This window comes from Sphaerimonospora cavernae, from assembly GCF_042435035.1.
GTDB lineage: Bacteria > Actinomycetota > Actinomycetes > Streptosporangiales > Streptosporangiaceae > Sphaerimonospora > Sphaerimonospora cavernae.
Genome location: NZ_JBHMQT010000013.1, coordinates 21,974 through 45,709, shown reverse-complemented (window position 1 = coordinate 45,709; position 23,736 = coordinate 21,974). Strand labels below are relative to the sequence as shown.

General features: G+C 69.1%; 24 protein-coding genes, 1 pseudogene and 2 CRISPR repeat arrays. Of the genes and pseudogenes, 15 read left to right on the top strand and 10 right to left on the bottom strand.

Annotated elements, in window-relative coordinates; translation table 11 throughout:
• Positions 1 to 158: 158 nt before the first annotated feature.
• Together ACFHYQ_RS08795 and ACFHYQ_RS08790 are read left to right on the top strand one after the other, a co-directional pair.
• Complete coding sequence (locus ACFHYQ_RS08795) at positions 159 to 458, top strand: DUF6247 family protein (protein ID WP_394300605.1); 300 nt, start codon at positions 159 to 161, stop codon at positions 456 to 458.
• Positions 455 to 712, top strand: a complete 258-nt coding sequence (locus ACFHYQ_RS08790) for a hypothetical protein (RefSeq protein WP_394300604.1) — start codon at positions 455 to 457, stop codon at positions 710 to 712. Before ACFHYQ_RS08795 ends, ACFHYQ_RS08790 begins: the two co-directional genes overlap by 4 nt.
• Positions 713 to 981: 269 nt before the next feature.
• Here the strand turns inward: ACFHYQ_RS08790 and ACFHYQ_RS08785 are convergent, their stop codons facing one another.
• On the bottom strand, positions 982 to 1,413 hold the full coding sequence (locus ACFHYQ_RS08785; RefSeq protein ID WP_394300603.1) for a PIN domain-containing protein: 432 nt from the start codon (positions 1,411 to 1,413) through the stop codon (positions 982 to 984).
• Entirely contained in the window at positions 1,406 to 1,675 is a 270-nt protein-coding gene (locus ACFHYQ_RS08780) for a hypothetical protein (RefSeq protein WP_394300602.1), read from the bottom strand. Before ACFHYQ_RS08780 ends, ACFHYQ_RS08785 begins: the two co-directional genes overlap by 8 nt.
• A 16-nt stretch (positions 1,676 to 1,691) precedes the next feature.
• On the opposite strand from ACFHYQ_RS08780, the gene ACFHYQ_RS08775 reads away from it, so the two are divergent.
• Genes ACFHYQ_RS08775 through ACFHYQ_RS08765 form a run of 3 tightly spaced genes read left to right on the top strand, consistent with a single transcriptional unit; the run spans position 1,692 to position 4,676 of the window.
• Complete coding sequence (locus tag ACFHYQ_RS08775; protein ID WP_394300601.1) at positions 1,692 to 2,174, top strand: hypothetical protein; 483 nt, start codon at positions 1,692 to 1,694, stop codon at positions 2,172 to 2,174.
• Entirely contained in the window at positions 2,171 to 3,808 is a 1,638-nt protein-coding gene (locus ACFHYQ_RS08770; RefSeq protein ID WP_394300600.1) for a relaxase/mobilization nuclease domain-containing protein, read from the top strand. The genes ACFHYQ_RS08775 and ACFHYQ_RS08770 overlap by 4 nt, the downstream gene beginning before the upstream one ends.
• Positions 3,798 to 4,676, top strand: a complete 879-nt coding sequence (locus tag ACFHYQ_RS08765; RefSeq protein WP_394300599.1) for a coiled-coil domain-containing protein — start codon at positions 3,798 to 3,800, stop codon at positions 4,674 to 4,676. Before ACFHYQ_RS08770 ends, ACFHYQ_RS08765 begins: the two co-directional genes overlap by 11 nt.
• 136 nt (positions 4,677 to 4,812) lie before the next feature.
• Positions 4,813 to 5,817: direct repeats of the CRISPR family, unit length 29 nt; unit sequence CGGCTCACCCCCACGGGCGTGGGGAGGAC.
• 92 nt (positions 5,818 to 5,909) lie between these two features.
• Positions 5,910 to 7,159: direct repeats of the CRISPR family, unit length 29 nt; unit sequence CGGCTCACCCCCACGGGCGTGGGGAGGAC.
• A gap of 13 nt (positions 7,160 to 7,172) precedes the next feature.
• Here ACFHYQ_RS08765 and cas2e read toward each other — a convergent pair.
• The 4 genes from cas2e to ACFHYQ_RS08745 are packed head-to-tail and all read right to left on the bottom strand — an operon-like array spanning position 7,173 to position 8,831.
• Positions 7,173 to 7,508, bottom strand: a complete 336-nt coding sequence (cas2e, locus tag ACFHYQ_RS08760; protein ID WP_394300598.1) for a type I-E CRISPR-associated endoribonuclease Cas2e — start codon at positions 7,506 to 7,508, stop codon at positions 7,173 to 7,175.
• 2 nt (positions 7,509 to 7,510) lie between these two features.
• Entirely contained in the window at positions 7,511 to 7,834 is a 324-nt protein-coding gene (locus ACFHYQ_RS08755) for a CRISPR-associated endonuclease Cas1 (RefSeq protein ID WP_394300597.1), read from the bottom strand.
• Positions 7,789 to 8,478 (bottom strand): CRISPR-associated endonuclease Cas1, encoded by a 690-nt coding sequence (locus tag ACFHYQ_RS08750; RefSeq protein ID WP_394300596.1) that lies wholly within the window; start codon positions 8,476 to 8,478, stop codon positions 7,789 to 7,791. Before ACFHYQ_RS08750 ends, ACFHYQ_RS08755 begins: the two co-directional genes overlap by 46 nt.
• On the bottom strand, positions 8,475 to 8,831 hold the full coding sequence (locus tag ACFHYQ_RS08745) for a type I-E CRISPR-associated protein Cas6/Cse3/CasE (RefSeq protein WP_394300664.1): 357 nt from the start codon (positions 8,829 to 8,831) through the stop codon (positions 8,475 to 8,477). Before ACFHYQ_RS08745 ends, ACFHYQ_RS08750 begins: the two co-directional genes overlap by 4 nt.
• 294 nt (positions 8,832 to 9,125) lie before the next feature.
• Here ACFHYQ_RS08745 and cas3 point away from each other — a divergent pair, with 294 nt between their 5' ends.
• From cas3 to cas6e, 7 genes are read left to right on the top strand one after another with little or no spacing between them, the layout of a single operon-like run.
• Positions 9,126 to 11,708, top strand: a complete 2,583-nt coding sequence (gene cas3 / locus ACFHYQ_RS08740) for a CRISPR-associated helicase Cas3' (protein WP_394300595.1) — start codon at positions 9,126 to 9,128, stop codon at positions 11,706 to 11,708.
• On the top strand, positions 11,705 to 12,094 hold the full coding sequence (locus ACFHYQ_RS08735) for a hypothetical protein (protein ID WP_394300594.1): 390 nt from the start codon (positions 11,705 to 11,707) through the stop codon (positions 12,092 to 12,094). Before cas3 ends, ACFHYQ_RS08735 begins: the two co-directional genes overlap by 4 nt.
• The gene (gene casA, locus ACFHYQ_RS08730) at positions 12,091 to 13,692 is read left to right on the top strand and encodes a type I-E CRISPR-associated protein Cse1/CasA (protein ID WP_394300593.1); all 1,602 of its coding nucleotides are present in this window, start codon (positions 12,091 to 12,093) and stop codon (positions 13,690 to 13,692) included. The genes ACFHYQ_RS08735 and casA overlap by 4 nt, the downstream gene beginning before the upstream one ends.
• Positions 13,689 to 14,309 (top strand): type I-E CRISPR-associated protein Cse2/CasB, encoded by a 621-nt coding sequence (gene casB, locus ACFHYQ_RS08725; protein ID WP_394300592.1) that lies wholly within the window; start codon positions 13,689 to 13,691, stop codon positions 14,307 to 14,309. The genes casA and casB overlap by 4 nt, the downstream gene beginning before the upstream one ends.
• 22 nt (positions 14,310 to 14,331) lie before the next feature.
• The gene (gene cas7e / locus ACFHYQ_RS08720) at positions 14,332 to 15,513 is read left to right on the top strand and encodes a type I-E CRISPR-associated protein Cas7/Cse4/CasC (RefSeq protein WP_394300591.1); all 1,182 of its coding nucleotides are present in this window, start codon (positions 14,332 to 14,334) and stop codon (positions 15,511 to 15,513) included.
• A 3-nt stretch (positions 15,514 to 15,516) separates the two neighbouring features.
• Positions 15,517 to 16,284, top strand: a complete 768-nt coding sequence (cas5e, locus tag ACFHYQ_RS08715) for a type I-E CRISPR-associated protein Cas5/CasD (RefSeq protein WP_394300590.1) — start codon at positions 15,517 to 15,519, stop codon at positions 16,282 to 16,284.
• Positions 16,259 to 16,963, top strand: coding sequence for a type I-E CRISPR-associated protein Cas6/Cse3/CasE (gene cas6e, locus ACFHYQ_RS08710; protein ID WP_394300589.1), 705 nt, complete (start codon positions 16,259 to 16,261; stop codon positions 16,961 to 16,963). Before cas5e ends, cas6e begins: the two co-directional genes overlap by 26 nt.
• 581 nt (positions 16,964 to 17,544) lie before the next feature.
• On the opposite strand, the gene ACFHYQ_RS08705 is transcribed toward cas6e, so the two are convergent.
• From ACFHYQ_RS08705 to ACFHYQ_RS08695, 3 genes are all read right to left on the bottom strand, one after another.
• The gene (locus tag ACFHYQ_RS08705; protein ID WP_394300588.1) at positions 17,545 to 18,054 is read right to left on the bottom strand and encodes an NUDIX domain-containing protein; all 510 of its coding nucleotides are present in this window, start codon (positions 18,052 to 18,054) and stop codon (positions 17,545 to 17,547) included.
• A gap of 113 nt (positions 18,055 to 18,167) precedes the next feature.
• Positions 18,168 to 18,737, bottom strand: coding sequence for a GNAT family N-acetyltransferase (locus tag ACFHYQ_RS08700; RefSeq protein WP_394300587.1), 570 nt, complete (start codon positions 18,735 to 18,737; stop codon positions 18,168 to 18,170).
• A 17-nt stretch (positions 18,738 to 18,754) separates the two neighbouring features.
• Positions 18,755 to 20,194 (bottom strand): helix-turn-helix domain-containing protein, encoded by a 1,440-nt coding sequence (locus ACFHYQ_RS08695; RefSeq protein WP_394300586.1) that lies wholly within the window; start codon positions 20,192 to 20,194, stop codon positions 18,755 to 18,757.
• 151 nt (positions 20,195 to 20,345) lie between these two features.
• On the opposite strand from ACFHYQ_RS08695, the gene ACFHYQ_RS08690 reads away from it, so the two are divergent.
• A complete protein-coding gene (locus ACFHYQ_RS08690; RefSeq protein ID WP_394300585.1) occupies positions 20,346 to 20,651 on the top strand; it encodes a hypothetical protein in 306 nt (101 codons plus the stop codon).
• A 14-nt stretch (positions 20,652 to 20,665) separates the two neighbouring features.
• Positions 20,666 to 21,049, top strand: a pseudogene (locus tag ACFHYQ_RS08685) (aminotransferase class I/II-fold pyridoxal phosphate-dependent enzyme); the annotation flags it as partial.
• A 15-nt stretch (positions 21,050 to 21,064) separates the two neighbouring features.
• Here the strand turns inward: ACFHYQ_RS08685 and ACFHYQ_RS08680 are convergent.
• Positions 21,065 to 22,678 carry an IS200/IS605 family accessory protein TnpB-related protein gene (locus ACFHYQ_RS08680; RefSeq protein WP_394300584.1) on the bottom strand — a complete coding sequence of 538 codons (1,614 nt, stop codon included), beginning with the start codon at positions 22,676 to 22,678 and terminating at the stop codon, positions 21,065 to 21,067.
• A 211-nt stretch (positions 22,679 to 22,889) separates the two neighbouring features.
• Here ACFHYQ_RS08680 and ACFHYQ_RS08675 point away from each other — a divergent pair, with 211 nt between their 5' ends.
• Positions 22,890 to 23,660: a DegT/DnrJ/EryC1/StrS family aminotransferase gene (locus tag ACFHYQ_RS08675; protein ID WP_394300583.1), complete on the top strand. Its 771-nt coding sequence runs from the start codon at positions 22,890 to 22,892 to the stop codon at positions 23,658 to 23,660.
• Positions 23,661 to 23,736: the final 76 nt, after the last annotated feature.

Here is a 23,736-nt window from a genome sequence, read left to right as displayed (position 1 = left end):
AACGCAACCGGGCTGACGACGCTCCCCATCACCTGACAGCGGGGGTGACAACTCCGCGTTCGCGAGTGCCACCAACCTGGCGTGGGGGCTGCGTGGCGGTGTCAGCGTTCGCAACGACGCCACGAGGCTTTTCCATGTATGGAGGATAGATTGGTCGCATGAGCGCTCAGCCTCTGGAGTCCTCCGGACCCCGTGATCCCGGTGAGGATCCTGCCGCGATCTTCGAGGCGCTTCCGCCGTCGCACCGTGCCCGGTTCCGGATGGAGTACGAGGAGGCTTTGGAAGCCGCCCACGACTTGGCCCGCTTCAAGCAGGTGCAGACGCTGTTGCGTCAGTGGCGCCTGCGGGCGATCGCTTACGCGCGACCGGGTTACGAGGAGGCCGTCCAGGACGCGCTCCAGCAGCGAGTGGAGATGTTCACGCGCTACACCCCGCCGGAGTGGGAAGGCCGGGTGTGAGCTATAAGTTCGACGGTTTCCATGGACGTGCCCTGTACGAGCTGAACGGTCTTCCCGAGGAGGTCCGCGACGGCCCTCTGCTGGAACGCCTCATCGAACTCCTCCGCGATCCGTGGGACGCGGTCGCGGAGCGTCCCGGCCAGTCCATGGTGAGACAGGCCTTCTTCGGAGACAACAGTCAGGGGATGATCACATTCATCCTTGACGAGGAGACCCAGTCCTTGCGGATCATCGACATCCTCTGGATCGGCTGACCACCCGCGACGCACCCACCGGTGGGTGAGCACCGCCTGATCAACCGCAGACGTAGGGAGGACCAAGGACCTCTGCCCGATCCAGGCCGCAACCCAGGTCTGACAGTAAGGGTCGGCGATACAGGACATCGGCGACGCGTTCAGCCTCCGTGAACCCGACGCAGACCGCGGAAGCAAGATATGTGTAGCCCATGCTTATCCCGGCTCCCGGGGGCGGGAGCCGTACGACCGGGCGCGGTCGTGCAAGGGGTGGTCGGGGTGTGACCTGCTTACTGGTCGGGGTCGGTGATCTCGATGATGTGCGGCGGATTGTCCAGGGCGCGGGACGGCTGTCGCCATTTCTCGGCGTGCAGCGTGAGGATCGGGCAGATCGACACATCGGCGATGGCGGCGGCGTGCGCGTCGTAGACGTCGAGGCCGGTGACGGCCATCGTGTCGGTGAGCTTGGCGGATTGGGTGATGCCGTCCAGTGGGGCGACGATGGCGTGCTCGAACGCGGCCAGGCCGGCGAGCAGCGCCTGGGCGTCGGGTGAGCCGCGGCCGTCGAGGAGCGCGCCGGTGGCGGCCAGTGCGGGGATGATGAGCGGCTGTCCTGCCCGGTCGAAGTCTTGCAGGAGGCCGATCAGGTCGGCGTCGCCGCGGGCGACGTCGGCCAGGACGCCGGTGTCGAGGATGTACGGCGTGGGGGTGAAGTCACTCACCCGGTGCCGCCGGGAAACCGCGCTCGGTGAGCTGGCTGTTGACGTGCCGCATCATCCGGGCCACCCGCGCCGGGTCGGCATGGCGGGCGCGTTCGCGGAGCAGGGCCAGCGCACGCTGGTCGGTGATGCGCTTTTCCGCGATGGCGTCGTTGAAGACGGCGGCCACGCTGGTGGCCTTGCCGGCGGCGACGAGATGCTCGGCGTATTCGAGGACGCTGGGGTCCACGGTGATGGTGATCCGCGTCTTCCGGTCTCCGCTCATACCCGGGATCATACTCATGCTCGTGTGGGTCGGACGGCCTGATGGAAACAGCCTCGGCCGTGGTCACATCGCGGGCAACGCTGTACGGACAGCGTTCGGCGTGATGGACGGGGATGGGCAGGGGCGGCGTCGGAGGCGGCGGGGGGCGAAGCGGCGCCACGTCGTGCAGTTCTCCCTGGACGACGGTGAGTACGCCGAGCTGGAGGGGGCCGCGGTCCGTGAGGGGTTGTCGCGGGGCGCGTACGCGGCGAACGCCGCTCTGGCCGCCGCGCGGGGAGAGGCCGGCCCGCAGGTCGCCCCGTTGCGGGAGGCGCTGCGGGAGCTGATGCGGGCGAGCGAGCAGGTCCGGCGCATCGGGGTGAACCTCAACCAGACGGTGGCGGCGTTGCACTCGACGGGGCAGGAACCACTGACCCTGCGTCTGTACGCGGCGGCCTGCATGCGCCTTGTCGGCCGGCTCGACGAGGCAGCGGACGCCGTACTGCGGAAGCTTCCGTGATCGGCAAAGTCCGGCGCGGCGGCCGCGCGGCCGGGTTGCTCGCCTACCTGTACGGCCCGGGCAGGGCCAACGAGCACGTCAACCCGCACCTGGTCGCCGGCTGGCGGGACCCGGCCGAACTCGAGCCGCCGCTGCGGCCGAACGGAAAGCACGACCTGGCCCGGCTGGCCGCCCTGCTCAAGCAGCCGTCGGCGGCGATCGGCGAGGCCGAGCGCGTCTGGCACTGCATCGCCCGCGCCGCGCCGCAGGACCGGGAGCTGACCGACGCCGAATGGGCGCGCGTCGCGCGCGAGATCATGCACCGGACTGGGCTCGCGCCGCATGGCCAGGAGGCCGAGGCGGTGCGCTGGGTGGCCGTCCATCACGGCGACAATCACATTCACATCGTCGCGACCCTCGCCCGGCAGGACGGCCGCAGGCCTCGTATCTCCAACGACTTCTACCGGGTGCGGGAGGCCTGCCGGGCGATGGAGGACGAGCTCGAGCTGCGCCGTACCGCGCCGGGGGACCGCACCGCGGCCGCCCGTCCCACCCGCGGGGAGCGAGAGCAGGCCGGTCGGCGTGGCTGGGACGAGGTCCCGCGCGAGGCCCTGCACCGCCGGGTGGCCGCGGCCGTCGCCGCCGCGGCCTCACCGGAGGACTTCCTGGGCAGGCTGGCCGGGGAGGGCGTCCGGTTCAGGCTCCGCAGGGGAGACGGCGGCCAGATCGTCGGGTATGCGGTCGCGCTCGACCACCACCGCACCGCCGCCGGGACCCTGGTCTGGTACGGCGGCGGGGCGCTGGCCGCCGATCTGACCTGGCCCAAGCTGTGCGCCCGCTGGCGGCGTACGCCCCGGGACGAGCTGCGCGAGAAGGTCACGGCCGCCGCCCGCGCCGCGTGCGGCGAGGAGGACTTCTTCCGCCGCCTGGCCGCCGACGGTGTGCTCGTACGGCTGCGTCACAGCGAGATCAACCCCGGCCAGGTCACCGGGTACGCCGTCAGCCTGCCCGGCAGGACCCCGTCGGCCGAGCCGGTCTGGTACGCCGGGGGCCGTCTGGCCGGCTGGCTCACGTTGCCTCGCCTCAGGCAGCGGTGGGCTGCCGGTGACCGGGGATGGACCCAGGCCGAGCGGGAGGCGTTGTACGGCGAGGCCGCCGAGGCGACGTCGGCCGCGGCCGCCCGCCTCCGGCAGGACCCGGCCTCGGCCGCCGACATCGCCTGGGCGACGGCCGACGTCCTGCGCGTCGCGGCCGCCGCGCTCGGCAACCCGGTCCTGGCGAGGGCGGCCGAGCAGTACGAGCGCGCCGGCCGTAACGCCTACGGGCGGATCCCGTCGCCGTCGCCGGAGGGCGTACGGCTGCGTGCCGCCGCCCGGTTGCTGGCGCTCGCGGGCATCGCCGGCGGCCGGGACACGACGCTCGCCGGCGTGGCCCTGGTCGGCGCCCTGGCCTCCCTCGTCGCCTCGGTCGCCGACCTGCGCCAGGCCCGGCAGCAGGCGGCCCAGGCGGCCGCCGCCCGCCAGGCCGCAAGCGAGTTGCTCACCCAGGTCACGGTGTCGGCAATGCCCCCGGGCCAGGCTCAGCCCGTACGGCTGCGCGGTGACCTTCCGGGGCAGCCCGACGCGAGCATCAGGGAGCCTCGGCATGGATGGTGACCACTACGGCGACCCGCTACACGAAGCGCTGGGACGCGCCGCCGGGCGTACGGCTCAGCTGACCTCGCTGCTCGCGGTCGCCGCCCAGGTCGTCGTCGACATCCAGCGGCGCCGGGCCGAGATCGCACAAGCCCGTGACCTCGCCGCCAGGCGGGCACTGGAACGGCAGGCGCACGCCGTACGGCAGGCCGCCCGGGCACGCTGGGCTCCCGCCCACGACGCACACTGGCTCGGCGAGGCCGACCTGCTCGACGTCGGCAGGATCTGGAGCGCGGCCGTCCCGCACGCGGACGACGACCCCACCGCCGAGGCCGCCGTACGCAAATGCGAGGAACGGCTCCGCACGCTGCACCCGCACGCGATGGCGCACTACGACCAGTTGCGCGCCGACGGGCTGGACCGGCTGGCGGCGATGCACCAGGCCGCCCCGTCGTTCTCCCGCGACGCCCGCGACCCGGCTTCGCGCCGCGCGGCGGTAACGGTCGGCGTGGGGCAGGAGGCGGTTTTCGACCGCTTCGAACACGGCCCGTTCCGCGAGGACTGGGAACGCTCACGATGGGAGCGGGCCGCCGAGCAGCGGGCATGCGAACTCCTCGACGAGATGGAGGCCTGCCCCGGCGGCGCCACACCGCACATCGAGGAACTGCGCTCGACACTGGAGAGCCGTACCAACCTGCCCCTGCAGGCCATCGACGCGGCCGTGGCCGAGCGAGCTCGTACGGCCGTCGCCCTGGCCGCTCTCGACCACCCCCACACCATCACCCAGGTCGTGAACACCGCCGCCGCCGCGACGGCGAACCCCGAAGCCCCGGCCGTATCCCGGCCACGTGAGCTCACCTCGAGCGCGGTGATCCGTACTACCGCGTGAGGCAGCCGACGTGGAGCAGAACGGATCGCCGGAGGCCGCCTATGCGCGCCCGAGGTTGCCCAGCTTCAGCTCGTCCAACGGCTCGCCCGCGGGCGCGGAGAGGACCCCGGTGTCTCCCCGCCCCCGATGCCCGAGGAGGCTCACCCCCACGGGCGTGGGGAGGACACGGGGACCGCTCCGCTACGGAGGCCAAGCCGCAGCTCACCCCCACGGGCGTGGGGAGGACACGGGGACCGCTCCGCTACGGAGGCCAAGCCGCAGCTCACCCCCACGGGCGTGGGGAGGACGGGGCCGGGAGGGGGTTTCCATGGCAGAGGTCCGGCTCACCCCCACGGGCGTGGGGAGGACGATGCCCCGGGATGCTGCGAGCGGAAGCCCACCGGCTCACCCCCACGGGCGTGGGGAGGACCACGGCTTCCCGCCACAGCCAGCCGGCGGAGTCGGCTCACCCCCACGGGCGTGGGGAGGACCCACCGTCCAGGGCGTTGAGAGCCTGCGCTACCGGCTCACCCCCACGGGCGTGGGGAGGACACCTACCCACCGGGGTCCGGCCGACCGGCCGTCGGCTCACCCCCACGGGCGTGGGGAGGACGCCGGGCCGCCCGCCACCTCCACCGGTCCGGCCGGCTCACCCCCACGGGCGTGGGGAGGACCGTCAGCAGGTTCACGTACTCACGTTTGGAGGAGGCTCACCCCCACGGGCGTGGGGAGGACTCAACGGAGGGAGAGAACAGTGAACGGTGACCCGGCTCACCCCCACGGGCGTGGGGAGGACGTCGGCGTGGTCACGCACCCACACCCACACGTCGGCTCACCCCCACGGGCGTGGGGAGGACTCACCCCGGCATGGATGGTGCCGGGGTGACCCCGGCTCACCCCCACGGGCGTGGGGAGGACGACGCCGCCTCGGCCGCCGTCTGCGCCGCCGACGGCTCACCCCCACGGGCGTGGGGAGGACTCGTACAGGTCCACCTCGACCGTCGCCGCGTCCGGCTCACCCCCACGGGCGTGGGGAGGACCTGACCACGCCGGTAACCTCCACGCCGATCCGCGGCTCACCCCCACGGGCGTGGGGAGGACGTACCGGCATTCGGGTGGGCAGACCAGCGCGACGGCTCACCCCCACGGGCGTGGGGAGGACGTCGGCGTGTCCGAGCAGGGCATGGAGCACGCCGGCTCACCCCCCACGGGCGTGGGGAGGACCGGTTCGAGCTCGCCACGAGGACGCCCCCCACGGCTCACCCCCACGGGCGTGGGGAGGACGGCTTGCGGTCCGCCAGGGTCCATCCCTGTTCCGGCTCACCCCCACGGGCGTGGGGAGGACGGCGGCCCGGACGAGGATGTCTCGGCGGGCGACGGCTCACCCCCACGGGCGTGGGGAGGACTTCCCCAGCGACAACAACCCCTTCGTGAGGCCCGGCTCACCCCCACGGGCGTGGGGAGGACTGCCAGCTACCCGCCGCCGTGTACGTGAGCGTCGGCTCACCCCCACGGGCGTGGGGAGGACGACGAACTCGTCCAGCAGACCCTGGCCGAACGCGGCTCACCCCCACGGGCGTGGGGAGGACCGGTTATGCCAGTAATGCACGGTAGGACGCTCCGGCTCACCCCCACGGGCGTGGGGAGGACGAAAACGCCAGGGAACCGGGCGGGCCGGGCGGCGGCTCACCCCCACGGGCGTGGGGAGGACGAAAACGCCAGGGAACCGGGCGGGCCGGGCGGCGGCTCACCCCCACGGGCGTGGGGAGGACGGAACCCGGTCATGCGCTGGATGATCGACAACCGGCTCACCCCCACGGGCGTGGGGAGGACACGGAAAAGATTCGATATTCGAGGCGCGTGAGCGGCTCACCCCCACGGGCGTGGGGAGGACCGCTCGTGCTGCCGCTGGAAGCGACTGAACTCCGGCTCACCCCCACGGGCGTGGGGAGGACTCAGCGCCCGCGATCAGACCGGCACCGGCCAGCGGCTCACCCCCACGGGCGTGGGGAGGACGGTGTCGCCTTGCGGGGCTTGGCGGCCGGGTCCGGCTCACCCCCACGGGCGTGGGGAGGACTGAGCCGGAGCAGGCCACCGTCGGCGCCCTGGTGGCTCACCCCCACGGGCGTGGGGAGGACGGTAGTGTGCGTGCCCCCTTGGACGCGTTGCACGGCTCACCCCCACGGGCGTGGGGAGGACTTCGGCCCCCGCCCGAGCGACCAGGCCGAGGTCGGCTCACCCCCACGGGCGTGGGGAGGACGAGTCCTTCAACGCCGCCGCCAACCAGGCGATCGGCTCACCCCCACGGGCGTGGGGAGGACCTTGCCCGTGCCGACCTCGGCCACCTCGACCACGGCTCACCCCCACGGGCGTGGGGAGGACGGGTTCACTCCCGCAATCCTCGAATCCACGATCGGCTCACCCCCACGGGCGTGGGGAGGACACCGGCCGCAACGCCTCGATCGCCCAGGACTGGGGCTCACCCCCACGGGCGTGGGGAGGACACTTCCTGACCTGCTAGTTCACGATCTCACTTGCAGTTTCTGAGGCGGGGGTCGTGTCGACGGCGTTTGCCGCGAATCTGATCAACTGTAGGCCGTCGAAATCGATCACGTGACGACGGCGCTGCCCGGCCGTGCGCATGGCGAACCCCTGCTCGGTGTCGGCCGGGTGGATCAGGACAGCTACCCCGTCGCCGACGCTGGCGCTGACCGCCGACCAGAGTTCGTCGCGGACGCGGGCGGACACCGTTCCGACGTACAGGCCGGGCGTGGGTTCGATGAGCCAGCGTGACAGCGCCCCGCCGACGTGGTCGGGGATCGCCGTCGTGGAGATGACCACCATTGACGCCATCGCTACTCCAGATCCGCGAGGTCGGCGGCGTCGTACGACGTGGCCTCGAACCCGTAGTTCACCCCTGCGGGGAGTGGACCGGCCTGCGGGTCCCACAGGTGAACGAGATCCGGTGTCCGGTCGGCGGCGGGACTCTCGCCGTCGGACGGGTCGAACAGGGACCGAATGTCCATGACGATCTGCGGCATGAGCTTGAACGCGCGGAAGTCTTCACGCAGACGGCGCCGGGCTTCGCGTTCGGGATCCGTGGACGCGTGCAGGGAGAACGCGAGCGGGATCGTCACGCGGGCCTTGTACAGGTCGGCGATGTCGTAGACGAATCCCATCTGGGTTCCGCTGTGTACGAATCCCAGAGCAGGGGAGCAGCCCAGCGCCAGCACCGCGGCATGGACGACGCCTTGTTGACGGGGTCTTGGTCGTCCCAGGCGTCGGGGTCGTAGTTGCGCCTGAATCGCTTGATCCCGTACTTGGTCGCGAGCAGCCGGTAGAACGCCTTGACCCGCTGCCCTTCCAGGCCCCTCAACTGCGCGAGCGTGACGCCGTCCGGTGCGGAGGAGGTACCGAACCGCATCTCGTACATCCTGATCGCCACCTGCAGGCGAGTCTCGTCGGATGCCCAGGCGCGGGCCTGCTTCTCCAGCCATTTGGTCGTCAGCGGGGCGGGAAGGATCCCCGCGTAGCTGCGCACGCCCCCTGCGCCCACGCAGACCATGGACGTGCCGTGCCGGGCGAAGGTCGCCATGGCCGGCTGGGTGATGGACGTGCCCGGCCCCAGCAGAACACATGCGAGGGCGGCGGTCGGGATGTACACGCGATCGACGCCTCGGGAGGATTCGACCTGCGCGCACACCCCGGTGTCGTCCTGCACGATCCGGACGGCTTCGGCGTAAAGGAACGACAGCGAGTCCGCGATCCGCGGCAGCATCGCCAGCGTCGGGGCCGCCAGTTTGCGGCGTGCCGCTGTCGTCATCTGCCCGCCAGCGCGAGACTGAGCAGGCCGCAGCCGTAGGACTTGCCGCGCCCGATGCCTTCCAGCACGGCTCGGCGGGCGAGGTCGGCATCGGTGACGGTGGCGGTTCCGTCGAAGCGGACGACGGCATGGCGGATGCCGCCCTTGGCACGGATATCGCGCTGGGACTGCGCGGAGACGGTCATCACCGCCAGGCCGTTGTCGGCTGCCCGCTGGGCCCACCACTGCTCGGCCGCCGCTCCGCGGAGCGCCTGGATCTTCCCCGCGTCGGGGCCCGCGTTCTTGCCGAGCCGCTTGGAGGGCTGGTTCGCGATGCCATATCTGAGCACAAAAGGCCATTTTCGGTCATGTATTAACTCCTGTGCACTCTTAAAATGGGAGGTCTGACACGATCTGACGTACTTATTTGTGGACCTATATCGTCAATCGGCCATCCTTGGACAACGTATAGCTCGTACATTCCTGCCCAGGAAAGGGGGCGGGGCAAGGAGGAGAGATTGAAGATCAGGATAGAGCTTGATGAAGAAGACTTGCGTGATACTTTGCGACGTTTTGGGCGTTATGCCTGGTGGGTCGCCCTGTTTGCGGCCGGACATTTGACTGCGACCTGGTGGTGATCTTCATCAGGCCTCCCCATCTGTGGGGGTGTGCCAGTACGTGCTGAACGTTGGCCAAAACTCCCCACGATCCAAGTGGGGGTGCCACTCCAGCAGGGCTATCTCTGCCTCGGTTTACCTTTCCTTCCCGCCAGTGATGGATGGTGTGACTTGAGAGATGAAATTGACCTTAGATCGCCGTGGGGCAAATTGGGTGGCGGTGACCTTCCTCATCCCCTTATCTGTCACGCCATCGATACCATGGCGGTGGCTGAGTTGTTGTTCGACAAGCTAATAAGCCCCCGGCTCCGATCGAAGTTTGTGGCGGCGTTCACACCGATCGGTGAGGCGCGTGCGTGGGTGGCGTTCTTCTGTGGTCTTCATGATCTCGGGAAGTTGTCGCCGGCCTTCCAAGCAGTGAGGGCCGATGCGGCGGTACGGCTGATGGGGGAGCCCGCAGCCGGAGCGATCCGGCAGATGCCGGATTACAAACGTGTAGGACGCATCGACACTCCGCACGGAGTCCTGACGGCAGTTCGGGTCGGACCGATGCTCAGGGCGTGGGGAGCCGACCTTCGCACTGCCCAGGACCTGGCGAACGCTATCGGTGGGCACCACGGCTTCTTCTTAAGGAGCGAGACCCTGCGGGAAGCTCGGAACGGGTTCCGTGATCAAGGTGATGATCTTTGGAAGGGCTGGTGCGTCAGACTCGCTGAGCAGCTTCTTCACCTTCGGGAGTTGCCGAAGCCGTCGGAGGCAGCGTGGGCGCAGTTGCACGTCGAGACCGACTTGCTGGTGGTCCTGTCGGGACTGACCTCGGTCTCCGACTGGATCGCCTCGGATGAGAGAAACTTCCCCTACGCGGGCGCCGACGTCGACCTTGACGCCTATGTTCAGCGCGCGGCGGAGCGGGCCCATGAAGCTGTGAGTCGGCTCGGTTGGATCTCCTGGGAGCCTCCGGAGGAGGGGCGGTACAAGAACCTCTTCGGTGAGGAGCCGCGCCAGATGCAGCTGGATGTCGAACAGCTCACGTACGAGCTCGGTGGCCCACTGATGCTGGTGGTGGAGGCTCCGACAGGGGAGGGGAAGACGAAGGCCGCCCTACAGGCGGGAGCTCGATTGGCACGTTCCCGCCGTACTCTCGGTCCCGGTGCGGGGCTGTACTTCGCCACCCCGACCAGGGCAACCAGTAATCAGGCCTACTGCGAGCTCAGTGACTTCATCGGCAGACATCAGCCGGAACTCGCGGTGAGGCTGCTGCACAGCGGTGCCGAGGACTTCCTCATCGCTCAGCGGGTGCGGGCACAGGAGGACGAGGTGCTTCAGCCCAGCGCCGTGGATGAGGGCGGCGACCCGGCAGTAGCGGTGGACGCTCGCGATTGGTTCACCCGCAAGAAGGGGTTGCTGGCACCAATCGCGGTCGGCACGGTGGACCAGGTGCTGATGGCGGGGATCCGATCGAGGCATGTCTTCGTCAGGATGACCGGCCTGTCCGGCAAGGTCGTCGTCATCGACGAGGTGCACGCCTACGACCCGTACATGTCCACGATGTTGGACCGGGTCCTGCAGTGGCTGGGTTTCCTCGGTGTGTCGGTGATCCTTCTATCGGCCACGCTGCCGGCCCACCGGCGTGCGGATCTCGTCCGCAGGTGGCAGTCGGAACTGCTCGGGCACGACGTGACGGCCCCCGCCCCCGACGTCACGGTCGGCTACCCCCGCATCACCTACGCCACCGCCGAGACGAGCGAAACGATCCCGACTGCCGTAAGCGACCTCAATGCCGACCGCCGTATGACCGTGCTCAAGGTCCCTGACGAGGAGTTGGTCAACTGGTTGCTGGAGCAGGTACGTCCTGGTGGCTGTGTTGCTGTGATTCACAACCTGGTGAGACGGGTCGCGAATACGCAGGAGGCCTTAGAGGAAGCCATCAGCCGACTTCCTGAAGAGGAACGGCCGCGGCTGTATGTCATCACCGGACAGTTGTCCGCGAAGGCAAGAAATGAAGTCGAAAACGAACTCCGTCTCGCCTTCGGCCCCCCGCCACGTGAAGACCCGCCGGACAGTTCACGCATGGAGCAGCGAGGCGATGCCGCGCGACCGCCTCGGGCCATCGTGGTGGGCACGCAGGTGCTGGAGTCCAGCCTTGATCTGGACTTCGATTTGCTGGTCAGTGATCTCGCTCCAATCGACTGTCTCATCCAGCGTATGGGCCGCGTGCACCGCCATGGAGACGCGCACCTTCGCCCCGCCCACATGGCGAAGCTCACGTTGGCCATTACCGGGATCGAGGAGACGGGCAAGGGGCCGAAGCTCCCCCCATATACCGGGAGCATTTACCCGAAAGCGGTCATGTGGCGTACCTGGGCTCTGCTGCGGGATCGTGCGGAGATCCACTCACCCGGCGACGTGTCCGAACTGATCGAGAAGGTGTACGGGCCGCAGCCGGTGGCCTGCCCGTCGGGGTGGATGGACCTCGATGAGGCAGCTCAGACGCTGCAGAAGTCGCACGCCAGCCAAAGATTCGACGCTCGGGTGATCTATCTGCCCTGGCCTCGTCGGGATATGCCGCTCACGGACATGACCAAACGAGCAGGAAGCTCCCGCCAGACCCGCAGGGAAGGACGCCCGACATGACCAACGCCCTCGAATACACAGAAGGCATCGACGCGGCGGTCACTGTGGTGCTCCTGCATGAGGATCCGATCAGCGGTGAGATCCTCCCCGTCGAGGGGAACACGCCTGTCGACCTCGCTGAGGGTACGCCACCGGCACCCGAGCTGGTTGCTCAGCTGCTCGACTCCAGTGTCCGCCTCACCGCGCCCGATGTTCCCCGCGAGATCGTCGAGGCCGTCACCGAGCTGCCTGTCCCGGCGAATTTCGCGGAGAGCCCTTGGCTGCGTGCGCACCGGGTGCTGACCCTTCGCGGTAACCGCGCAGCCCTGGGCTCCTTCCGGATGTATTACAGCCCACGTCTCGGACTCGTCGTCGATGAGCTGCCCAGAACGGATACAGGCGAATGACCCTGGACAAAGGGAAGGTGAACGCGACCTTCGATCTTGTTGCGGAGCGGTGGCTGCCGGTCGAGCGCGTGGATGGCTCCTCCGACTGCCTGGGACTGCGGCAACTACTGCTGGAGGCGCGGGACATCCGGCGGTTGTCGGCCGAGACACCCACGGTGACCGCCGCCCTCTACCGCCTGGTGCTCGCCTTCGCGCACCGCGCCTACGGCCCCGCCGACAGCAGGGCGTGGGTCACGTTGTGGGACGGGAAGTTCGCTCAGGAACCGCTGGTTTCCTACCTGTCCCAGCACCCTGGACGTTTCGATCTCTTCGATCCCGAGTGGCCGTTCCTGCAATGCCCGGCGTTGGCGACCGGTAAGCCGACAGGCGCGGCCAAGCTCGTGCCCAGCCGTTCCGTCGGCAACAACGCGACCCTGTTCGATCACACCACCGCACGTGATCGGGTCACCCTTGAGCCCGCGGAAGCCGCGCGATGGCTGATGACAGTTCACGCCTACGACCCAGGCGGCCTGAAGACCCCCTACAGAAAGGTCAAGTCGTCGGAGCGTGCTCCCGCGAACCTGTTCGGCATGGTGCTGGTCGAAGGGACGACTCTCCACGAGACCCTGCTCCTCAACATGCCGATCTACAAGCCCGAGCACGAGCAGCCGGAGCCCACTTCTCCCGAGGATCGGCCGCTGTGGGAGGTAAACGAGCCTCCAAACCCGGAGCCGGATGAGCGGTCCCCGCTCGGATGGACCGACCTGCTCACCTGGCCCTCACGACGAGTGCTTCTGCTCCCGTACGACGATGGCACTGGCGTAGTCGTCGACAAGGTCGTCATCACCCCGGGTACGCGTCTACGCGGTGACCTGGCGGACATCGAGCTGTTGGCCGCCTTTCGTCGGCCGCCCCGCAAGGCCAGGCAGAAGAAGAGGGAGGATTTCCGTGCGGTGCGCCTGGATGGGCGCCGTGGTATCTGGCGGCATACGGAAGCGTTCCTCCTGGCCGGCGATGAGGATACGCGGCGCCGCCCCCGGGCGCTGGGCCATATCGCGGACCTCGTAGAAAGCGAGACCATCCCGGAGGAGACCGTCTACACGATCCGGGTCTTCGGACAGCAGCTCGGGTCCAAAGGCGCGGTGGTGGAGTCGTGGGCGGAAGAGGCCGTCTCGGCGCCGGTCGCGCTGCTGCGCGCACGTCACGCGCCGGTGGGTCCCATCATCGGCCATGCCGTCGATCTCGCCGATCAGGCCGGTGGCGCCCTTCGCGACATGGATCGTGACTTCTGCACGGCGATGCAAGCGGAGCCGGGCGTGGGCATCGACCTTCCGTACTGGGCGCAGCTGCCGCAGCCCTTCGACGAGTTCCTGCGCAAGCTGGCGGAGGCGCGCCGCAACGGGCAGCCGGAAACGGATGCGATCCAGGGTTGGGTGCGGGCCGTGCGGAAGGCGGCCACTGCCGTCGCCGACCGCTGGGCCTATGGATCCCCCCGTAAGGGACGCAACCTTTCTGAAGCCGGCAAGCAGTTCGGCAAGTTCACGGGTGTGCTGCACCACCTCACGGAAGTGTTCGTCGCGAAAGTCATGAATTACGTCGAAGAGGAGGTCTCTTCTTGATTCCCCAGGCGTCCTCACTTGAGGAGATCCGCCAACGGCGCCGCCGATTCATCAGTCATCTGTACGGGCTGCACGCCAAGCTCGAGTCAGGGCGGCAGCACCAGAGCGCCGAGGCCCGACGCGAACTGGCTCTGCTGCGCCGTTCTCTCGCCGGCGGCCGCCAGGAGGCGGATGCGTACGCGGTGGTCTTCCCCTACGACCCTCCGGTTGACGAGCAACAGGCATGGTTGCTCGTGGCCGGCCTGTTCGCCCTGCATCCCCAGCCCCGGTCGCGAACAGCGTCCGACCCGTCAGGTGCACAACGCCGGCCATCCCGCTCCATCGGCGTGTCCATGAGGCGGCTCGTGGAACGCCGAAGTTCTGCGGAGCGCAGATTCCTTCAGCTGCTGGGCGTCGACCGAACGGCCCTGCCGCACTATCTCCGGCAGGCCGTGCAACTCCTGCACACCGAAAACATCCCGCTCGACTATGACCGGCTGCTCAATGACGTCGTGAGTCTCATGAGCGAGCACCACGACGCGGAGCGTGCCCATCGCGTACGGCTGACATGGGCCCGCGACTTCCACCGCCAGGTCCGTGAAACCCCGGCGAACGTCCCCGCCGCCCCAGCCACCTGACCATTCCCCCGTAGGAGAACTAATGATCATCGAGCTTCACCTGCTGCAGTCGTTTCCGGTCAGCAACCTCAACCGCGACGACATCGGGCAGCCCAAGACCGCCACCTTCGGCGGGGTCACCCGCGGGCGGATCTCCAGCCAGAGCCTGAAGCGAGCAGCCCGGCAGCTGTTCAACCAGTACGGGCTCAGCGCCGACGAGACCGGCGTGCGCACCAAGCGACTCCTGGACAACGCCGCCAGGCTGCTTGCCGACCAACGCGGCCGTGACGCCGAGCGCAGCCAGGTGGTAGTGGGCGCGGGTCTTGAGGCGCTCGGCTTCGGCGTCGATGCCAGCACCAGGCTCACTCAATACCTCCTGTTCGTCGGCCCACAGGCGAGTGAACTGCTGGCCGACTTCTGCGATCGCCAGTGGGATCGCCTTGAGAAGGCGGCCGCAGCGAAGGCAGCGGAGGCGAAGAAGGCTGCAGCCAAGAAGAAGACCGGGGACTCCGGCGAACCGGAGAGCGCCGTCAAGAGCAAAAAGATCAAGCCGGACAAGGAGACTCTGGCAGAGGCACAGAGGATCCTGGATGCCCAGCAGGTCGCCGACATCGCACTGTTCGGACGAATGATCGCCGACAACAAGGACTTCAACGTCGAAGCCGCCTCCCAGGTGGCCCACGCCCTGTCCACCCACGCCGTTGTCAACGAGTTCGACTACTACACCGCTGTTGACGACCTCAAACCGCAGGATGAATCCGGGGCCGACATGATCGGCACTGTCGACTTCAACAGCGCCTGCTACTACCGGTACGCCAACCTGGACTTGGACCAGCTGACCAAAAACCTCGGCGGGGATGTCGACCTGACCATACGTACGGCACGGGCATGGCTGTACGCCCTCGTCCACGCCGTCCCCACCGGCAAGCAGAACTCCATGGCTGCCCGGACCATGCCGGACACCTTGATCGGGGTCATCCGCGAGACGGGAGCCTGGAACCTGGCCAACGCCTTCCTCCGGCCAGTCACCGGCTCCGACCTCATGAGCCTGTCCACCCAGCGGCTGATCGAGCACCTGGGGCAGCTGCGCAGCTTCTACGGAGGCAAGGACATGTCCGTGACAGCCGCCTCGGTCACCAGCACGCTTCCCGGCATCGACGAAGCCGAACGGGCCGTAACCCTGGAGGAGTTCAGCAGCCGGGTCTTGGCTTCCATCGAGGCCTGATCGATGACCCTCTCCCTGGCACTCTGCCTCGACGCCCCCATGCAGTCCTGGGGCATCCGATCCCGTTTCACCGTGCGCGAGACCACCAGAGAACCCACCAAATCTGGCATCGTGGGTCTGCTCGGCGCTGCCCTTGGGATCCCTCGCGACGACGAGAAGCAACTGCGCCGGCTGGCGAGCTTGCGCATGGCCGTACGAGTGGATCGCGAAGGCATTCTGGAGCGGGACTACCACACGGCACAGAACGTCCCCACCACGGCGGGGACGGGCCACCGCACGGTGGTCAGCGAGCGGTGCTACCTGGCCGACGCGCTATTCCTCGTCGTGCTCGAAGGAGACGAGGCCACGCTCACCAAAGCCGCCGCGGCCGTGCAACGTCCGCACTGGCCGCTGTGCTTCGGACGTAAGCCCTTCGTGCCGGCCCGCCCGCTGACGCGCACCGGCCGCCCCGGAGAACCACGCACCGGTGAAGGTCTCCAGGAAATGCCCCTCGACACGGTCCTGCGTGAGCACCCCTGGCTGGAAACACACCCCAAGGCAAACGATCGGGCGCTTGCCGATCTGCAGCGCGGCGAGGCCACCGAGCTACGCACCATGATCGAATGTGACGCAACCGTCCCCGGAGCCGAACCGAGACACGACCAACCCATCTCCCTCGTCCGGCACGACCGGCGCTTCACGACCCGCTCCGTATTGTCCGGGTACGTCACACTTTCCAAGGAAATGATCTCAGCAGGAGACTCGGGTGTTTCTGAGCAAGCTCAAGATTGACGTGACCTCGCGGGAGTTCCGCCGCGACTACGCCGACGTACATCAGATGCACCGCACGGTGATGGCGGCATTTCCGCAAGTCGACGGGGAGCAGCCACCACGACAGGAGCACGGCGTGCTCTGGAGGCTCGACCAGAGCCAGCGGGGATACCTGCTGTATGTGCAAAGTCGTGTCCAGCCCGACTGGTCTGGCCTGCCGAAGCACTACCTCACCGAGCCGCACCAGGTGCGGGACCTGCAGCCTCTCTTCGACGCCATCGTGGGAGGCCGCGGATTCGCGTTCCGCCTGGTGGCCAACCCCACAAGGGCTGTCAAGCGCGACGAGAAGCAGCAGAGCAAACGCGCTGAACAGGGAAAGCGGAACCAGCCACGCCGTGTCGTTCACCGCACCCCTGAGGCTCAGATCGACTGGCTGATTCGTCAGGGGGAACGCAACGGTTTTGTCATTCCGGCGGGTAAAAACGGCCGTCCTGACGTCGCCCCCACTCCGGCATTCCGGATACAGGGCAAGACCTACATCAGCGACGAAGCGCAGAAAGTCAGCATCGATCACGTCCGCTACGACGGCCACCTCATCGTCACAGACTCCGCGCTCTTCGCCTCAGCTGTAAGAGACGGCATCGGCCGGGGCAAGGCCTACGGCTGTGGCCTACTCAGCCTCGCCCCAGCCCAGAGATGAAGCGAAGTCCGCGTATCCTGCAAAGAAGCGGCTCTAATCGGACAATCTTCCCAAGCCCGGGTGGCGTCCCACAGGGACCGGAACAAGGTCTATACCGCGTCCTCCTTGCGGCGTGGGGAGGACCGGCCCCTGACCCTGGCCGAGCTGCGCCGCCGCGGCTCACCCCCACGGGTGTGGGGAGGGCCTGGTCCGGGTGGCTCCGCCGTACACCACGCTCGGCTCACCCCCACGGGCGTGGGGAAGACCCACATTAACCATCATTCCCTCAATGCGAGGCAGGCTCACCCCCAGGGGGGTGAGGACGACCTGATCGAGGTGGGCTCACCCCCACGGGCGTGGGGATGACGCGCCGGACGCGGCGTGGCGGGATGTGGGGTACGGCTCACCCCTACGGGCGTGGGGAGGACACTTCCTGACCTGCGGGTTCACAATCTCGCTAGCTCTTTTCGAAGCGAGAAATGCGGCGGCCGAGCAGGGCTATATACCTGATCAACTATAGCCACTGGCACCGACGCTCTTCTCCTTAAGCGATGCGATAGTAGACGCCGGATCACTGACCGGGCAGGACGGGAGTGCTGGTGTCATCCGTGGCCGTCTTCGGGTGGGTAGCCGTACTGCAGGTAGACGGTGCGGCCGGTTTCGGCGGCCTGCAGGCAGGCGTTGATGCGACGCGCCATGTGAGGGGCCAGTCGGGCGTTCCGCTCCGGGCGGGTGGACCAGGCGACGGCCGACAACTCCTCGTCGCAGGGGCGGGTGACGGCCGCCTCTGCCGGGCTCAGGACGCCGCCGTCGAACACGAAGTTGACCAGCGGGGGCTGTCCGTCGCTTTGGGCGGGGACGACGTCGACGGCCAGCAGCCTGCCCGGGCGAAGGGCCAGGCCGATTTCCTCCCGCACCTCGCGGACGGCGGCCTCCCAGGGGTATTCGCCGTGCTCGAGAGCGCCACCGGGGATCTCCCAGGTGTCGGAGCGGTAGGTGGGCCGTACCAGCAGCACCCGGCCGTCGCTGTCACGGAGCACGACGCCCGCGCCGACCAGGTGGTGCGGCAGCCGGGCGTAGTACTCGGCGGGAGGCAGAGGCGGCTTGGACATGGGACGACGGTAACCGCCGGCCCCGGGCCATCCCCGCCGTAGCCGGCAAAGCGCGTTCCCGATCTGCCTTTCTTGCCGGTCGCATCCGGGCGCCGCCCCGGTCTGCCGCGCCGCTACGTTCCGGGGCCGTCCAGAGGGAGCATCAGTACGTCCATCCAGGGCGCGTCCGGCCAGCCCGGGCGGAGGCGGGCGACCGGGCGCCAGCCCCATCGGGCGTAGGCGCCGTAGGCGGTGGTGTTGCCCGGCCGTACCAGGAGGCTGGCCCGCTTTTCGGGACGGCCGGCGAGGAGGTGGTCGTGCAGCGCGCGGGCGATGCCCCTGCCGGTCCACGCCCGCCGCACCATGATCTCGGAGAAGGCGAAGGTGCGGCTGCCGTCTTCGACGGTGAATCCCGGCTCCGGCTCGGCTTCCAGCCCGTCCCACCACCGGGTGTCCGGCATGAGCTGCCAGCCCCACGCCTGGCCGACCGGCTCGTCCCCGTCATAGGCCATGACCAGGTCGAAGCCGCCTCGCCGGGTGTAGGCGTCGAAGCGGGTCATGAACGCCTCGTCGCCGGCGAAGGTCTCGCCGGTGGCGATGCGTTCGGCGTAGGCGTCGCGGTGGATCAGCGAGACGACGTCGCGCCGGGCGCGGGCGCCGGCGGTGTCGTAGTGCGTGAAGACGATCGCGTCGAGTCCGGCCATGGCTGCATCCTCCGGGTTCAGGCGGAGATGGGGGCGAGCATGCGCGCTGCCGCGTCGAAGCGCTCGCAGAACTCCTCGTCCAGGGCTTGGGCTGCCTTTCGTACGGGGCGCAGCTCATCCAGCACCCGCACCGATGTGAGCCGCCCGCCCAGGTCGGGCAGGATGGCCGTCCCCTCCTGGATCGCGGTCCGGTGGTCGCCTGTGGCCGAGGTCGCCGAGGCGAGGCGGGCCCGGTAGTAGGCGCGGTCACGGGGGGAACGATCGGAGTCGCTGAGAACGGCGCGGTACAGGTTGGCCGCGCGGGCCGGGTCGCCGAGCTGGATCCGGCCCATCGCCTCGTACCCGGTGATCTCCGACTGGGTGACGAAGGCCGTCCACGAGTGCTGGGTGTCAGGGTCGGGGCCGCGGTCCAGCTCATGACGGGCATGCGAAATCGCTCCGCGGAAGGCCACCTCGTCGTCGAGTTGGGCGTAGGCGAGGGCCTGACGGAGGGCGACCAGCGCGTGCAGGGTTGGCGCGTGGGTGTGACGGGCGGCGTCCGCTGCCCGGTCGGCGAACCGCAGGGCCTCGCGTGCGGCGCCGCGGCGGCCCGACACCCGGGCCAGGTGGGTGGCCTGCTGGGCCATGTTCACGTACACGTGAACGATCACGTGCGTGTCACCGGAGCTTCCGGCCAGCAGCGCGGCCTCGCCGTACAGCGCGCGGGCGAGCGGCTGGTCGCCTGCGTCGTAGGCGAGCCAGGCGCTGACGAGGCCGAGGTCGGCGGCCACGACGAGCAGTTCTCGGCCGACCGCGGCGGTGTAATCCGACTCATCGAGCGTCGCCCGGGCTCGGGCGAAGATCCTCGTTGCCTGACTCAGCAGACTGGCTCCGCCGGCGATGCGGTCCTGGCTGCGTAACCGCCCAAGGACGGCGTGCAGGTAACGCACATGCGCCCGGTCGACGCGCGGGGGAGGAGGCAGCAGCGCGGACACGGCAAGGCCGGAGGCCACCGCGCCGAACTCTCGACGATCGAGATCCACATCAACTCCCCAGCACCCGGCCTCATCGTCGCTTTCCAGACTGGCATCCTCCCGGCCGAGTATCAGCGGCAGCAACGCCGAGCGCGGCATCCCGAGCTCGTCACGCACCCGCAGGATCTCGCGCACGTCGTGGAAAGTGAACCGCTGACGCCGTTCGATCTTCGTGACCACCGACTGCGACCAGCCCAGCAGGTTGCCGAAGTCGAGCTGACTCATCCCCGACGCCCCACGCAGAATCGCCAGCACCGCGCCCATATCGACCCGGGCGAGCGCCTGACGCAGCGGAAGCGAGTCCCAGATCCACGTCGGGGTGACGCCGCCCGATTCGCGGGCCGCCCGAAGACAGGGCCCGCACAGCGGCTCACTGTTGTACCGGCTGATCTTGGCGTAGCGGCATGCCGGACAGACCCGATCGCTGTTCGCACTGGGGCCCACCCGGCTTCCTCCACCAGCCAATGATCACGTCAGTTGGTCGTCCTGATTCCGCCGCCGAACCGGCGAAACGATCTCACGGTAACCACAGCCCGGTGGCTCGGACCGGGAGAACTTCACCATCGCGGAGATCGCCGAGACCGTGCAGGCCGCGGTGCCCAGATCGCGGATCGACCGCGGCCCGGAGCGGGACGAGGCGGACGCGCGGGACTACCGGACGTCCTTCGCCCGGCTCGCGACCGCCTTCCCCGGCGCCTGCACCACCCACCTCTCCGAGGGAGTACGCGAGATCGCCGACGCGATGGACGCCAAGGAACTGGGCGACCCGGACCTGCCCGAGTACGACAATCTCCGCGGTCTGGTCGCCTCCCGCAACGCTGGGCGCATCACCGCGGCCCGATCACTCGCGTGCGAGCGCCTGCACGCTGAGTACGCCGCCGCCGATTGGAGCGTCCAGTGAGCCGGCCCGAGGACATGCCGTTCCTGCCGTGGAACCGCCCCTCCGTCGGAGATGAGGAGATCGCCAAGGTCACCGACACCCTCCGCTCCGGCTGGCTCACCCACGGCCCGAAGGCGACCCAGTTCGAGCAGGCCGTACGGGACGCCCTCGGCGTCGAGGACGCCTTCGCCGTGTCCTCCTGCATCGCGGCCCTCCACCTGGCCTTCCTCGCCGCCGGCATCGGCGACGGCGACGAGGTCATCACCCCGGCCCTGACCTTCTGCGCGGCCCCGAACACGCTCCTCCAGACCGGAGCCCGCCCCGTCTTCGTCGACATTGAACCAGTCACCTTCAACATCGACCCGGAGGCAGCCGAGGCCGCGATCACCGACCGTACGAAGGCCGTGGTCATGCACTACGGCGGGCACCGTTCCTCAAGACTGTGCATGAGTGACATTCACAGCCGCGTGCTCCGAACGGTTTTGGGCACGCTGGTCGCCCGCGTTCGCTCCGCGGCCGGTCCCCGGGCATCGTGTGCCCGGTCCGGGGCTGCGGGGGCGGGGTCCCTCACGCCCGGGGGTGTCCGGTCGGGCCTGGACGGTCCGATGCCCGCGACGATCGCTCTGGTCGTCGCGGGGCGGTGCCGTCCGTCGCCGGATCGGATGCCCCTGGGCGCGTCGTCCGATCGCCACGGCGGCAGCCTCATGGCGACTGGTCTTCCGGTTCTTGCTGGTGAGGGGTTTCTGCCAGTGCTGGGCACCCCATTTCGAGGTGTAGGCCGGATCGACGGCGATGACCGTGATGCCGGTGGCGTCGGCCATCGCGGTCAGGCGGGCGCGGAGCCTGCCGGTCGGCATCCCGGAGATCAGCTGCCGGAACCGTTTGCGGCGGCCGTGCTTTTCCCGGGTCGTCTCGGCGGTGAAGTCCAGGTCCTCGATCGCGATCGCCCGCACCCCGCAGGCGCTCGCCCAGTTCAGCAAGCGGGTGAGGGCGTGACGGACCTGCGCGTCCCGATGCTCCGCACTCCCCGACAGGTCGTAGCCGAAGCGGCGGGGCGTTCCGATGGGGTTGCCGTGCCGGTCCAGGTGCCAGGCGGCCAGATGATCGGCGTTGGTGTCCACCCCGATCACCCCCTCGGCCAGCGCCGCCTGCAGCGGGATGGCCGGGGCGGGGGCGTGCTGCCAGGAAGCGGTCAGGTACCACCGCCCCCGCACCACGTCATGGTGGATGCGGTAGGCGACGGCCCGGTTGGCTGCCACCCGGTCGGCCCACTGCTCGCCCCGGTGCGCGAACCGCGCCCGTGCCGTGAGGACGTACCGGCCGTGCGGCGCGTTGGCCAGGTGTGCCAGCGGCGCCGGCAGCCGGATCGACACCTCACCCTCAGGTGTGACGCGGATCGTCTCATTGCCGTACCGCTTACCCGACTCCCCATCCGCGTGCAGGAACCACCGCTCGGCCTCCCACCGCGCCCGCCACTCCTGCTCGGTCAGCTGTGCGGCCTCCAGGTTGTGCCGGGCCCGCGCAAGGCGCTTGCCCCCGCGTACGACGTGCACCACCCCGGCCGCCTGGTCGGCCCGCTCCCGTTCCAACCGGGCTGTGAGGGTGTGCAGGCGGCGGGTCTTGGCATGCCATTCGGCCCGGGAGCGGTACCCGCCGGGGGCCTTCCCCGTCCCCTTCTGCCCGATCGGCAGGGACAACCGGTGCGCGATCGTACGGATACCGGCTTCGAGGTCGCGGATGTGTGCGGCCTGGCCGCGCCGGGCCAGCGCCCACTGGTCATGGGTGGCCTTGGTGATCGATCCGGCCCAGCGCGAGGACGACGGCCCGGTCAGCGCACGTTTGCGCGCCGCCCACTGCTCGCCGTCATGGCCGAGACCGGCCGCACATCGTGCCTTGAGATCTGTGCCCGCCAGCGACCCCAGATGGCCTCCCACCAGCCGCAACACCATTTCATCGCGGGCGGTGAGGTGTTTGAGCCGGTCGCGTACGGCCACCCCGGCAGGGCCCGGGACGACGAACGGCGCATCGATCCGGCGCAGCTCAGCCATGCCGGGCGGCCTCCAGTGCCATAGGGGTGATACCAATCACGGCTTTCGGCGTGGCGCCGGCCGGGATCGTGCGGGGCCCGGCCCGCACAGCGGGCACCGGCGGGGTGCCGTTACGGAACCAGCGGTACGCCGTGTGGGGACCGGCCCCCTGTACTCGCGCCCATTCCGTAACATTCACGTTGCGTAGAGTAACCTACGGCCGTACGCGCTCATGTACCCTCAAGGGCCAGCAGTTCCTTACCCCTGCGACCTGCTCGCGATCCGCAAGCTCGCCGATGACCACGGGCTCCTGCTGATCGAAGACGCCGCCCACGCCCTGTACGCCACCCGCGACGGCAGGCGGGCCGGCAGCGTCGGCGACCTCGCCACCTTCAGCTTCTACGCGAACAAGGTGATGACCACCGGCGAAGGCGGCATGCTCGTCGGCCGCAGCGACCTGGTCCAGCGCGCCCGCCTGCTGGGCCGGCACGGCATCGACTCCTCGGTGTGGCAGCGGCACGGCACCCGCAGCACCGCCGACTACGAGGTGATCGTGCCCGGGCTGAAGTACGTGATGCCCGACATCACCGCGGCCATCGGCGTCCAGCAGTTCCGCAAGCTGCCCGCCTTCACCGCCCGCCGCGCCGAGATCGCCGCCACGTACACCCAGGCACTGGCCGACCTGCCCGGCCTGGCCACGCCGACCGTGCTGCCCGGCGTCGAACCCGGCTGGTTCCTCTACTCGATCTTCATCGACCCCGGCAGCGCACCGCTCACCCGCGACCAGGTCGCCGAACATCTCCTGACCGACTACGCGATCGGAACCAGCAGACACTTCACACCCGTCCACACCCTGCAGCTCTACCGTGGTGCCATCACACGTCCGCTGCCGGTCACCGAAACGGCCGCAGCGCGTCAACTCTCCCTGCCCTGCTCCCCCGCCATGACCTCCCAGGAGTCGGATCGGGTCATCAGCGCCGTTCACGCTCTGTGGAACCGCTGAGACCGGGAACGGAGTCGGTCGCCCCAGCACTCCACGGCGTACGGCTCTGCGCGTCCGAGAAACCACCACGCCCCTC